General features: G+C 65.5%; 9 protein-coding genes and 4 pseudogenes. 7 read left to right on the top strand and 6 right to left on the bottom strand.

All coding sequences use genetic code 11. The features are described 5' to 3' along the window. The first annotated feature begins 545 nt into the window (after nt 1-545). Together MKK53_RS25350 and MKK53_RS05250 are read left to right on the top strand one after the other, a co-directional pair. Entirely contained in the window at nt 546-3,794 is a 3,249-nt protein-coding gene (locus tag MKK53_RS25350) for a glycosyltransferase (protein WP_279598828.1), read from the top strand. A 20-nt stretch (nt 3,795-3,814) separates the two neighbouring features. Continuing rightward, entirely contained in the window at nt 3,815-4,699 is an 885-nt protein-coding gene (locus MKK53_RS05250; protein WP_243927527.1) for a hypothetical protein, read from the top strand. A gap of 15 nt (nt 4,700-4,714) precedes the next feature. Here the strand turns inward: MKK53_RS05250 and MKK53_RS05245 are convergent, their stop codons facing one another. The 3 genes from MKK53_RS05245 to MKK53_RS05235 all read right to left on the bottom strand — a co-directional run bounded on the left by MKK53_RS05245 (nt 4,715) and on the right by MKK53_RS05235 (nt 6,430). After that, nucleotides 4,715-5,023: a hypothetical protein gene (locus MKK53_RS05245; RefSeq protein ID WP_243927525.1), complete on the bottom strand. Its 309-nt coding sequence runs from the start codon at nt 5,021-5,023 to the stop codon at nt 4,715-4,717. Between the two features lie 89 nt (nt 5,024-5,112). Continuing rightward, entirely contained in the window at nt 5,113-5,610 is a 498-nt protein-coding gene (locus tag MKK53_RS05240; protein WP_243927523.1) for a tetratricopeptide repeat protein, read from the bottom strand. A 232-nt stretch (nt 5,611-5,842) separates the two neighbouring features. Further along, on the bottom strand, nt 5,843-6,430 hold the full coding sequence (locus tag MKK53_RS05235; protein ID WP_243927521.1) for a hypothetical protein: 588 nt from the start codon (nt 6,428-6,430) through the stop codon (nt 5,843-5,845). A gap of 309 nt (nt 6,431-6,739) precedes the next feature. On the opposite strand from MKK53_RS05235, the gene MKK53_RS05230 reads away from it, so the two are divergent. Together MKK53_RS05230 and MKK53_RS05225 are read left to right on the top strand one after the other, a co-directional pair. Continuing rightward, on the top strand, nt 6,740-7,663 hold the full coding sequence (locus MKK53_RS05230) for a ferritin-like domain-containing protein (protein ID WP_243927519.1): 924 nt from the start codon (nt 6,740-6,742) through the stop codon (nt 7,661-7,663). 46 nt (nt 7,664-7,709) lie between these two features. Then, nucleotides 7,710-8,615 carry a ferritin-like domain-containing protein gene (locus MKK53_RS05225; protein WP_243927517.1) on the top strand — a complete coding sequence of 302 codons (906 nt, stop codon included), beginning with the start codon at nt 7,710-7,712 and terminating at the stop codon, nt 8,613-8,615. Between the two features lie 22 nt (nt 8,616-8,637). Here MKK53_RS05225 and MKK53_RS05220 read toward each other — a convergent pair. Continuing rightward, nucleotides 8,638-9,069, bottom strand: a pseudogene (locus MKK53_RS05220) (prepilin-type N-terminal cleavage/methylation domain-containing protein); the annotation flags it as partial. A 17-nt stretch (nt 9,070-9,086) separates the two neighbouring features. Beyond that, nucleotides 9,087-9,212 (bottom strand): type II secretion system protein GspG, encoded by a 126-nt coding sequence (locus tag MKK53_RS05215; protein ID WP_313901528.1) that lies wholly within the window; start codon nt 9,210-9,212, stop codon nt 9,087-9,089. Between the two features lie 62 nt (nt 9,213-9,274). On the opposite strand from MKK53_RS05215, the pseudogene MKK53_RS05210 reads away from it, so the two are divergent. Then, nucleotides 9,275-9,803, top strand: a pseudogene (locus MKK53_RS05210) (transposase); the annotation flags it as partial. A gap of 1 nt (nt 9,804) precedes the next feature. Beyond that, nucleotides 9,805-10,463, top strand: a pseudogene (locus MKK53_RS05205) (IS5 family transposase); the annotation flags it as partial. 16 nt (nt 10,464-10,479) lie between these two features. Here MKK53_RS05205 and MKK53_RS25665 read toward each other — a convergent pair. Further along, nucleotides 10,480-10,713 (bottom strand): annotated as a pseudogene (locus tag MKK53_RS25665) (Arm DNA-binding domain-containing protein); the annotation flags it as partial. Between the two features lie 990 nt (nt 10,714-11,703). On the opposite strand from MKK53_RS25665, the gene MKK53_RS05200 reads away from it, so the two are divergent. Continuing rightward, nucleotides 11,704-11,961, top strand: coding sequence for a hypothetical protein (locus MKK53_RS05200; RefSeq protein ID WP_243927513.1), 258 nt, complete (start codon nt 11,704-11,706; stop codon nt 11,959-11,961). The last annotated feature ends 155 nt before the right edge of the window (nt 11,962-12,116 follow it).

The following is a 12,116-nucleotide window of genomic DNA, read 5'->3' as shown; positions in this document are numbered from 1 at the left end:
CGCCGCCGCTGGAGGACCTTTCCCTCGTCGCAGAAGTTGCCCGGACTGCAACTAGACGTTGGCCACCGGCGCATATAGTAATGCCGCCGCCAACCATGATGGATGATACACCCGCCAGGGGGAAGGCAACGCTCAGCCGACGACTGCGGATTATTGAGCGTCCGAAAAGCAATGCAGATATAATCGCATCAATAATACTACGCTTGCTCCATTGACAGGAATATCGCGCCGGTAGGGAGTACGGCGACCGCGCGATCAGAGGGTGAAAGGCTCCATGTATGCGGCGGTTTCTCGGGCGTCTTCGGAAGGGGGGGGCTTCCGCTCACGAGAAGCGCGATGCGTGGCGGAAACGGCGGGCCCTCTTCGCTGAAAGCGGCCTCTTCGATCGGAATTGGTACCTGGCACGAAGCCCGGACCTCAAGCGGATCGGCCGCGATCCACTCGATCATTTTGCCGAGCATGGCGCAATAGAAGGCCGCGATCCGGGACCGGGGTTCGAGTCGGCCTACTACGCCGAGCAGAACCCGTCCTTCGCCGAGACGGGGTTGTCCGCGTTCGAGCATTACCTGCGCTACGGGCGCGACGCCGGTATCGAACCCACGCGGCCGGAACCGGTGGAAGACACCGAACTCCGCGATCTCGTGGAACAGAGCGACTTTTTCGACGGCGAGTGGTACCTGGCGCGCTATGCGGACGTCAGGCGGTTCGGACAGGCTCCCCTGGAGCACTTCCTCGACTCCGGACTGCAGGAAGGGCGCGACCCCGGACCAGATTTCGACTCGGATTTCTATGCCGAGGAGAACCCGTCCGTTCTGAAGACGGAGATGTCTCCGTTCGAGCATTACCTGCGGTTCGGCCAGGAGCTGAAGCTGCCGACCACGCGCAGCCACATGCGCCGGACAGGGCTGCTCGCCTCGCTCTTGGAGGAGAGCGGACTCTTCGATGCCGAATGGTATCTCAAGCGCAATCCCGACGTCCGCAAATTCGGCGCGGACCCCTTCGACCACCTCGTCCGGGCCGGCGCCAAGGAGGGGCGGGATCCCGGACCGAATTTCGACAGTGCGTACTATGTGGAGCAAAATCCCGCCTTCCCGAACGACGGGTCGATCTCGCCCCTGGAGCATTACCTCCGCTTCGGCCGCGCCGCCGGGATCGTGCCCGTGGGGGCTCCTCCCTATGCGCGATGGATCGACCGCTTCGCCGCGCTGACCGAACAGGACATCGGGCGGATTGAGGCCGATGCCGAAACGCATCCGATGCCGGCGACCCATTGGGTCCACATCGTTCGACGGGAGACGGAGGCGGAGCGGATCCGCGCGGCCGTGGCCGACCAGATCGGCGCTCGACCGGCCCTCAGCGTCGTCCGTGACGGGGCAGATCTCGCGGGCGCCGAGCGCGCCCTCGTGGCTTTACCGGATGGGGCGGTGGTCATCCTGTCGGCCGGAGACGCACGGTTGAGGCGTCATGCTGCCTATTGCTTCGCGGCCGCCCTGTCCCGTGGCCCCGCCGACGCGGCCTACTGCGACCATGATCACGAGACCGGGGATGGCGAGCGATGCCGTCCGGTCTTCAAGCCGGAGATGTCTCCGACATTCATGGCACAGATGCCCTATGCGGGACCGGTAGTGGCCGTGCGCCTTTCCGCCAAAACGCGAGGATGGGTGCAGTCGGCGCTGGCGGCGGCCGCCGAAGCCGATCCCGACTCGGCCTTCGCGGCGCTGCTGCTGAAGAACGACCGCCGGAGCGTGGAGCGTCTTCCCCTCCTTCTCTATGCCCTGCCGGACGACATGCCGCCGGACGCGGACGATCTGAGGAAGATCTATGAGGTCATCCCGGCGAACCTAAAGCCTATCCCCGCCCCACAGCTCGCAGATCCCCCGCGCGTCTCGATTCTCATTCCCACGCGGGACCGGCGGGAACTGCTTGAAGATTGCGTCTCCAGCGTCCTTGCGAAGACCGGCTATCCCCACGATCGCTTCCGCATCGTCGTGATCGATAACGACTCCCAGGACGACGACGCCGTCAGCTATCTCGCCTCCCTCGCCGACCACCCGTCCTGCCAGGTGGTTCCCTCGCCGGGGCCGTTTAATTTCTCGAAGATCTGCAATGATGGAGCGGCCGCATCCGACGGTGAGATCCTCGTCTTCCTCAACAACGACATCACGGTCATCGACCCCGATTGGCTGACCGTGCTGGTCGCGCATGCCGTTGCGCCCGATGCTGGGGCGATCGGTGCGAAGCTTCTCTATCCCGACGACACGGTTCAGCATGCCGGTGTCGTGCTGGGCTTGCTCGGTGTGGGCGCCCACCGCTTCGTCGGGTTCGAACGCGACGAGTGCGAGCCCTTCGACGCCACCCGCGAGATGACCGCCGTCACCGGCGCCTGTCTCGCGGTCAACCGCAGGGCGTTCGAGGCCGTCGGGGGGTTCGATCCGATTCTCGCCGTGGCCTTCAACGACGCGGCCCTGTGCATGCGGCTGCACGAGGCGGGCTACCGCAACGTCTACATCGCCCAGCCGCTACTCTACCATCACGAGTCGAGATCACGCGGCTACGATGATTCCCGGCAGAAGCAGGCCCTGAATCGGCGGGAAGCCATCTACGTGCGCATGCGGCACGCGCCGATCTTTCGCGACGATCCGTCCTATAGTCCCAACCTGTCGCTACAACGGATCGGCGATCTCGGGGTGTCCCCCCGGTACATGCAGCCGTGGCGCCGCTCGCCCCAGAGGCGGGTCCTGATCCTGTCCTCCGTTCACGGCCTCGGCCACGGCGTCGCCAGCGTCATCGGCCTGCAGGCGGAGCATTTCCTGAAGCGCGGCTGGGACGTGGCCGTCGGGGGCGTGGTGGGCGATCGGGACCGGGACTATCCCGGTTGCCGCTGGGTCAGGCTCGTCACCGAGGTGCAGGCGGCGGCCTTCGCGGTCGCCGAGGGCTACGATTGCGTCATCGCGCATACGCCCCCGTTCTTCTCCCTTGCCCGGTATCTCGGGAGCCGTCCCCTCTTCTACATCTACGATCACGGCGAGCCGCCCCCTCGCCTGTTCGAGGATTGGGAGGCTCGCGAGCTGCTGGACTGGGAGAAGCGGTTCTGCGCCCCCCTGGCGCAACGGGTCTTCGCCATCTCCGAGACGATCCACCAGGAGCAGTACCGGACCGACGCCCAGGTTCTGCGCAACGGCAACACCCACCTGTCCACATGGACGCCGGACTGGGCGGCAAGGCGACAAGCCCTGCGCCGGAAATTCGGCTTCGAGGGACGTTTCGTCATCCTCAACGTCTGCCGCTTCCACGAGAGCGAGAGGCGCTACAAGGGTGTCGACCTGTACGCGAGCCTCGCGGCGGAGTCCCGCTACCTCGTCCCTGATCTCGCGGAGCGGGGCGCCTTCGTCCTCGTGGGCCGGGGCGACGAGGAGGATGTCGAGTACCTGCGCAAGGCCGGGCTGACGGTCTTCCCGAACGTCACGGACGGGGAGATGGCGGAACTCTATGCCGCCAGCGATCTCTATGCGAGCCTGTCCCAGTGGGAGGGATACAACCTCGGCATCGGTCAGGCACTCGCCATGGGGCTGCCCGTCATCGCCTCGGACATTCCCGCCCACCGGGAATTCGGCATTCCCACCTCGAATGCCTTGCCGAAGCTCTGCGCCCTCGTGGGGGAGGCCCTCTCGCGATGGGACGAAACGGCCGAGAACCGGATCGCCCGCCTCGAACCGTGGGACGTTCCGCTCTCCAAGCTCGTGGATGCCCTGGAGGAGGATGTCGCCGCCGACCGCCGTGGGCCCTGGCTGTGACCGGGCGGTATCCGTCGCCCTTGAGCCTCCTGCGGCGCCTCGGCCGAAGGCGACGGGTCCCCTGTCCCAAGCCCGGTCCGGCGGAGGTCCCGCCGGCCGACCGGCCCTTCACCATCGCGCGGTTCGACACCTGCCTGGGCGACCTGTCGCCCGAGGAACTCCGGGCGCTGATCGCGGACCTCAACGCCCGGTCGGACACGGTGGGCTGCGCCGTCTTCCGGCCGCCCGGCGAGCACGAGTGCGTCGCCACGATCTTCGCCGGCAACCTGGAGTGCTTCTTCATGGTGGCCGCCGCGCGGAATCTGCACTGCCCGGTGGTCTATATCCAGGATCCGATCAGCTACTGGTACCAGGGCTCCCCCCTCCTCCCGGATCTTGACGCATTGTGCCGACGGGTCGTGGTCCCGGAGACGGGCGGTGCGCGGGCGCTTCTCTTCGGACAGTCGTCGGGGGCTTACGCGGCGCTGGCGGCCGCCGCGCGGATGCCCGGCGCCACCGTGGTGGCCTGCGCCCCGCAGACCTTCTCCGATGCGGACGCCAAGGGCCGGATCTCCTTCGTGGGCATCCGCGCCCTGTCGGCTCCGGAGGGATTGATCGACCTGCGGGCCCACCTCGCCGGCCATCGCGATCCCGATGCCTCGCGCGCGGTGGTGATTGCGGCCGGAGAACTCGACAATCCGGCGCACATGCACTGGTGGGGGGACTACCTCCACATGCTCCGCCTGATCGACGTGCCGGGCACGGACCTCTTCGTGGTCAACGCCAACTCCCATGTCCTCGCGCACGGGCGCATCAACGATTACGCGCGGCTGCTGGCCGACCTCGCCGCAGAGGCGGGCGCCTCACCTGCCCGGCGGACCGAGATAGTTCGCGCCTTCCTCATGGAGCTATACGGGCGGATCTGAGACGCCCCTGGCCGGTCAGCGGCAGGCGTACTTCTCCCGCAGCGCCTGGAGGATCACGATCACGATGCCGCTGCGGGCCTTGATGGCCTCCGTGTCCTGCCCGAGCTTCGCTAGGAAGGCGATCCGCTCCCGCAAAAGACCCCGCATCAACGGGACGTCGAGGGGGGGATTGCCGCAGAATAGCTTCAGCTTCCCGGCACTGGCCAGGACCGTGTTGGTGACATCGAGCGTATCGGCGACCGCCGCGAGATAGGCGTTAATCTCGCTCGACTCCGAGGTGCCCGACAACTGGTCGAGCAACTCGAACCGTCGCAGGGACAGCATCCCCGACGACGGGGCGGCCCCTCCCCCGGCGCTGCCCATTGCGAGCATAACGAGGGCCGGAAGCAGGATCGCCTGGGGCGCTCGCCCGGTCAGATCGGCACGTCGCGGTTCGGCCGCTCGCCCGATTGCAGCAGCCGCAGGTTGTTGCGGGCCACCTCGTTGGTCGGGTCGAGGGCCAGCGCCCGCTTGAACTCGATCAGGGCCCGCTTCCTGTCCCCGCGCAGGAGATACGAATAGCCGCGGTTGTTGATGATCTCGAAGGTCTCACCCTGGAGCGCCACGGCCTCGCGATAGGCCCGGTCAGCCAGGTCGAACCGGCCGAGGTTGTCGTAGGCGGCGGCGAGGCCGATCCAGGAGGGGACGTCGTTGCGGTCCTTCTCGACGGCGGTGCGAAAATGGCGCTCGGCATTCCCGTAATTCCCGGCCGCGAGGTCCGCCCGCCCCAGGCGGTTGGCCTCGTTCGAACTCAGGATGCCTGTCTCGAAGGTCGGGGGATCCGCCGAGGGGACGGGATCGCCCGACAGGCTCTGGCACCCCGCGCCCGCGAACGTCAGGCAGCTCGCAGCCACGAACGCGATACGCCTCAACGCCCAATCCTCGCCTTCGGTGGCAGCCCCTGCTCCGCTGCAGCCTTCAACATCGAAGATATCCGGGACAAGCGGCGTGAGGAGGGCACGAACCCCATACGTTGGAATGGGCCTCTTCGCTTGGCCCCGTCGCACCGTCACGGCGCCGCCCGAACCCAAACTTTGAAAGGCCGGACGACCGTATCGGTTCTTCAGCATAAGGGGGCCTGCCGAAGCGTCAAGCTTGGCCCATCTAAGGGCATGTGGGTAGCGCGCCTTCTACACGCGTCAGCGCGTGGCGGGGGGACAGCACGGACGGGTCGGCCGGGGCGCTCCCTCGCTCCGCGCTGGCCTGCGGCGCACCGTCCTCGCGGCTCACGATGGCCAGGACAAAGGTGGCATGGCCGAGCGCACAGGCGAGACCGGTCGTGGCCAGCAGGAGAGCCACCAAGGCCGTGCCGCTCGCCTCGTGGGTCAGGAGCAGCCCCGGGGCGATCGCCCCATGGTGATCCATCATCCAGGCCTGGGCGACGAGGAGGCTCGCCCCGAAGGCGAGGTGGGCGAGGAAGGCGACGCCGAGGCGGAAGCGCACGAGCTGGACCGCCGCCATCAGCAGGAGGACGAGGACGAACTCTGTCGCCGCCGCGCGATCGAGGAAGGCGGCGAGCAGCGAGGGCACCGCCCGGACCTCCTGAAGGGGCGCGAAAACTGCGAGGTTCAGGTACCACGCCGTCGCGGAGGACGGGACAGCGTGGAGCAAGCGCTGGGCGCCCTGCGAGACCAGGAAGCAGGCCGGCACAAGGGCCGATCCGAGGGTTTGGGCCATGAGCACGCGAGCCATGCCCCACAGCACCCGAGAGTCCTTAACAACCCGCCATCCCGCCCCGCGCGATCCTTCTCGCTTTCGGACATGCCCCGCCGCCACCGGTCGGGCCCGACGTATCCGGTGACTTGAAGTCGTTTAGCCGCACCCACTCGACAATAGGGGACAGACTAACATTGGCCGAGGGGTATCATATCCATATAAACCTTGGATGGACCGCGATTCCGTGCGAAATAAACATATGACATTTATTGACTAAGTTGCCCGTGTACTCTTTTATCTACAGTATGGTTAGCGAATATAGTTCGTCCCAGGGAGATCGCTGCGATGGAAGGTACTTTGGCCGCCGCCGGGCAGAACGTAGTTCCAGTCCATGCGGAACCCGATGAGGCAGGCCGGCAGGCGGAGCAAGGACGGCGGTCCTTCCTTCGGGCCGCGGGCCTGGGGGCCATCGGTGTCTCCGCGCTGGCCTCGCAGGTCGCCCCCGCCCAGGCGCAATCGGTGTCCGACATCGACATCTTCAACTTCGCGCTGAACCTCGAATATCTGGAGGCCGAGTTCTACCGGCGGGCCGCCTTCGGCGTCGGCCTCGAGGCGAGCGACGTCGATGGGACGGGTACGCCCGGCTCCGTCTCCGGCGGCCGTCAGGTCCCGTTCGCGGATCCCAACATCCGCAAGATCGCCGTCGAACTCGCCAACGACGAACTCGCCCACGTGCGGACGCTGCGCACGGCGTTGGGTGGCAACCGGGTGTCCCGCCCGGCCATCGACTTGAGCCTCGCCTTCACCTTCGCGGCCCGCGCCGCCGGCCTCGTTGGCCCGAACGACACGTTCGACGCCTTCGGCAACGACGCGAACTTCCTGCTGGCGGCCTACATCTTCGAGGATGTCGGCGTCTCGGCCTATCTTGGTGGCGGGCCGCTGATCTCGGATCCTCGCAACCTCTCGGGCGCCGCCCGCATCCTGGCGGTCGAGGGATACCATGCGGGGGCGATCCGCACACAGCTCTACGTCAACGGCTTCTACAATGAGGCGCAGGCGATCACCAACGCCCGCAATACCCTGAACCCAAACACAAACCTCGACCAGGGCATCGGCGACGCAAACACCGCCAACATCGTGCTCACTGATCCCGCGACCGGCGTGACCCCGGCGCGGACGCCGCAGCAGGTCCTCAATATCGTCTACCTCAATTCCAACACCCGACCGACTGGCTTTTTCCCGAACGGTCTCAATGGAACCATCCGCTGAGACGCAAAAGCCTCCCGCACTCGCCAGGATTGGGTCAGTCATGCTCATGAACGATCAAACGCATCACGCCGGCATGCCGGCCGGGACGATGGACGTCGAGGAGGGCCGGCGGGCCTTCATCCAGGCCCTGGGCCTGGGGGCCGTCGGGGCCGCGCTCCTCGGAACCGGCGCCACGCCAGCGAAGGCGCAGGCCCTGTCGGATCTCGACATCGCTAATTTTGCGCTCAATTTTGAGTATCTCGGCGCTGAGTTCTACCTGCGAGCCTCCGTCGGGCAGGGCCTGACCGATGCCGAGGTGAACGGCACCGGGACCCTCGGCCCCGTGGCCGGTGGGCGGCAAATCGCCTTCGCCACGAGCTACCTCGCCAAATTCGCCAATGAACTGGCACGGGACGAGCGGGCCCACGTCCAGAGCCTGCGGGCGACGATTGTGAACGTCCTCGGCGGCGCCCCGATCGCCCGGCCGGCGATCGATCTGGCCTTCGCCTTCACCCTGGCGGCGCGGGCCGCTGGCCTCGCCGGTCCGAACGACGTGTTCGACCCCTACGCCAACGAGAACAACTTTCTGCAGGCGGCCTTCATCTTCGAGGACGTGTGCGTCACGGCCCTGGCGGGAGCGGCTCCGCTGATCAGCAACAAGACGTTCCTCGCCAACGCCTCGGGCTTCCTCGCCACGGAATCCTACCAAGCGGGCGCCATCCGGTCGTTCCTGTATGCGAGGAACTTCGTCCAACAGGCCGGCCAGATCTCAGCGACGCGGGATGCGGTCGACGGCCCACAGGTCGACGATCAAGGCATCGGCGACAACGCGACGATCAACATCACGCCCACCGATGTTGACGGCCTAGTCTACGCGCGCACGCCGCAGCAGGTCCTGCGGATCGCCTACCTCAACGGCAACGGCACGCCCACGGGCTTCTTCCCGAACGGGGTTAACGGCACCATCCGCTGACGACCGGGCAATGCGCGGGGGCTCATCCGCCCCCCGCCGGGACACCCACCACGACGCGTCCAAGCTTGACGGTCTGAAAGGTCAGCCAGGTTGCGGGGCCGGTCTCGACGGCGATCGACACGCGCATGGGTTGCCATCGGACCCGCCGCCCGGCCCGGTCTGGCAGGGGGTTCGCCCCGCGATCCGACTTCTGGCCGAGCTGGTCGTCCGCGAGGGGCGTAAGCCGGACCTCGAACCAGTGCCCGCATTCGATGCCGGATCGTCCGCCCATGCTCATGTCGAGGTCGGACAGCGGCTCCGCAAGGAGAGTGCGCGCCAGCCATTCCGGTGCCCCGCGGTCCATGGCCCGCGCTGCGGCAGCGCGGGATTGCACAAGGTTGCGCTGCACGACCACGGTGGCGCCCGCGACGATGGCGAAGGCCACAAGGGCCTCGATCAGGGTGAAGCCGTCGCGGCCCGCCCGGCTCCCGCTTACTCCTGGCTGATCCCGTTGTTGTCACCGCGCTGCCCGTCAGGCCCGAGAAAGGTAATCAGGTAGGGGGATGCCTTGCCAGGCACCCGATACTCGTAGGGCCGTTCCCAGGGGTTGGCCGGAATGGATCCTGGCTATGTCAAAAACCCGATGGTGGTAGCTTTCCTGTGCACGACCGGAGGACGGCATGGGACGGTTCGTTGTCGATGCCGAGCGCGATCAGACGACGCTGTTTCCGCCTTGTCTTGAGGACTGGATCGCTGAAGACAACCCTGTCCAGGTCGTCGATGCCTTCGTGGAGGCCCTGGACCTCGGCGCGCTCGGCTTTGCAGGCGTCGATGCGGCACGGACGGGTCGACCGGGCTACCATCCGGCCGCCCTGCTGAAGCTGTACGTCTACGGCTATCTCAACCGGGTCCCGTCGAGCCGACGGCTGGAGCGCGAGGCGGGCCGCAACGTCGAGGTCATGTGGCTGACCGGCCAGTTGTCACCCGATCATAAGACCATTGCCGAGTTCCGTCGGCAGAACGGCCCCGCCATCGGGCGAGTCTGTGCCCGCTTTGTCCGCCCTGTGCCGCACGATGGGCCTACTGACGGGGACGTGCGTCGCGATCGACGGCTCGAAGTTCAAAGCGGTCAACAATCGCGACCGCAACTTTACGCAAGGCAAGCTCGACCGGCGTCGCCAGCAGATCGAGGAGAGTGTGTCACGCTACGCCGTGGGAGCTGCTGCCCCGGGAGATGGGCTGCGGTTCGGGGATGACCTGCTGGCGGCGCCTGCGCGACTGGCAGAAGGCCGGAGTGTGGGACCGCCTGCAACACGCACTGCTCGACAGGCTCGGCCGCCAGAACGGCATCGACTTCAGTCGAGCCTCACTCGACAGCGCCTCGATCGCCGCAAAAAAGGGGGTTTGGCGACAGGGCCAAGCCCGACCGACCGGGGCAAGCCGGGCACGAAGCGCCATGTCCTCACCGACGCGAAGGGCATCCCCCTCGCGCTGAAGCTAACGGGCGCCAACGTGCATGACAGCCGGATGCTGGAAGCGGTCGTGGATAAGGTCCCGCCGATCCGTTCATGCTGGGGGCCGCCGCGCAAGCGTCCCACAAAGCTGCACGCCGACAAGGCCTACGATCACCGCCGCTGCCGTCAGGCGCTGACCCACCGTCGCATCCAGCCCCGCATCGCCAGGCGCGGGATCGAGAGCAGCCAGCGGCTGGGCCGTCACAGGTGGGTCGTCGAGCGGACCCTGGCGTGGTGCGCCCAGTTCCGACGCCTCGCCATCCGCTACGAGCGCCGCAGCGATATCCACCTTGCCTTCTCGACGCTGGTCGCAGCCCTCATCACCTGGCGCTTCATCGAACGATGGTTTTGTTAGGCGCTCTAAAGTGCCCTCATGTACTCTGCAAAGGCGTCAGCCAGAGGCAGGCGGGCCCGATCAGCAGCCGCCCGCTCCTCTGCAACTCGCGTCCCTGGCTGGCCGCGAGCATGATCTCAGTCGCCCGCGTTCGAGCGTCGGCGATCGCCATCTTGCTGATTCGCCCGAGAGTGGTTTTACGCTGGCGACCACCGACTCGGTAGTGGACGAAGAACGATGCGGCACCGGACTTTCCGACATATGCACCGAGGCCCCGCGTTTCAGCGTCTCAAACGACCGTCTGACCTCCCGCGTGAGGAGGAACGAGGTTCCGAGACAGAGCAATCGTAGTGAACTTGAATCGCGGCACGCGCGTCGCTCCGTTGCAGCAGCTATGGAGCGGGACACGGCCAGCTCTAGAAAGCAACGTACGGCGCGATCAAGAATAAGCGAATACGAAATAACGGCTTACGGTACTACGTCTAGCCTGAAAAAACCAGAAAAAGTTCGCGTATTTTGCTTGGGAAGCTGACGTTCTACCACTAACCTACGCCCGCAACGGGATGCGTTTTGAATGGCTATGGGGGGCCAAGTCAACGCCCTCAGTGACGCTTTTGTCCGCTACGTCGCGGATTCGTAGCAAGGGCAAGGGGAAGCCCCTGGAACCGACACGATAAGTTCGTAGGCGGCTCGCGGAGGCGAAGCGGCATAGCGCACGGTTTCATGCTCGATGGAGGCCCGAGTCCTCTGTCGGGCGGATTGATCGAGTGCCAGCCGGATGGCGGCGGGAGAACGCTACCTTCACGGCGTGGATCCGCTGAGTGGTCCCGCCCGCGCCCATGCCCTGTCCATTTTGTCAGACTTGATCGACGGCTGGCCGATGTCGACGATCTTACTTTCTAGCTCCGCCGAATTCGGTCGCGACGCGTCCGAGCCAGAAGCTGACCTGAATAGTTGCCCAAAGGCGTACGTCCCGCAACCGCGATGCCGACGTCGCCGCGTTGACCGAGAAACTGCTGCAGCGGCATCGGGGCACCGCCGAGGAGGCCGGGCTGCGGTCGTTTTCCACATGATCGCCGGCTTCATGAGCGACGCGACCCTTCGCGTCGACGGCGGAGCGCGTCTCGTCTTACTGGTCAAGCCCGAGTGGGCCTCGCTTCCCGCTCGACGTGGACTGTCGATCCAAGCGGGAGACCTGGGCATCGTCCTCCCGGTCCTGATCCTCGCGCCCTCACCATACTGCTGAGAGTGGTGATTCCGCATGACCCAGCGTCTCGACCAAGGGTCGGCAGTCGTCACCGCATCCAACGACGGCTTACGCCCCATGCGTTATGTTGGCGGCGATCCTGGTTACCTCAGCCATTGTCAGCTTGCCCAATGCCGGAACGACCACCTGTATTTCATCCTTGAAATGATCCACCGCAGCCGCTTGTCAAAGACTGGAGCATGGTTGATGGCAACAGTACGTGTCTTACAAATATTTCAGTATACGCAAATAGGACTAAATTTATATTTTTAATGACATAGTATATGCGCTATGTATTTGAATTTTATCCAGATTGTTTCGTATTATGTTATATCCTGCTCAGTATGTGGCAAAAAATCCACATCGATCGAAAACAGATACACGCGCCAGTTTTATCGCTTTCAGAGCGGCGTTCATCGGTTACAAGT

This window comes from Methylobacterium sp. J-076 (assembly GCF_022829405.1).
In the GTDB taxonomy this organism is placed as follows: Bacteria; Pseudomonadota; Alphaproteobacteria; order Rhizobiales; family Beijerinckiaceae; genus Methylobacterium.
Note: the sequence above shows the minus strand (reverse complement) of the source record. Positions and strands in the feature narration are given on the sequence as shown.

Bases quoted from the DNA above. Each gene is read 5' to 3' on its own strand.
- MKK53_RS05225 (WP_243927517.1), top strand. From the start codon at position 7,710: ATGAACGATCAAACGCATCACGCCGGCATGCCGGCCGGGACGATGGAC.
- MKK53_RS05245 (WP_243927525.1), bottom strand. From the start codon at position 5,023: ATGCTGTCCCTGCGACGGTTCGAGTTGCTCGACCAGTTGTCGGGCACC.
- MKK53_RS05230 (WP_243927519.1), top strand. From the start codon at position 6,740: ATGGAAGGTACTTTGGCCGCCGCCGGGCAGAACGTAGTTCCAGTCCAT.
- MKK53_RS05200 (WP_243927513.1), top strand. From the start codon at position 11,704: ATGACCCAGCGTCTCGACCAAGGGTCGGCAGTCGTCACCGCATCCAAC.
- MKK53_RS05235 (WP_243927521.1), bottom strand. From the start codon at position 6,430: ATGGCTCGCGTGCTCATGGCCCAAACCCTCGGATCGGCCCTTGTGCCG.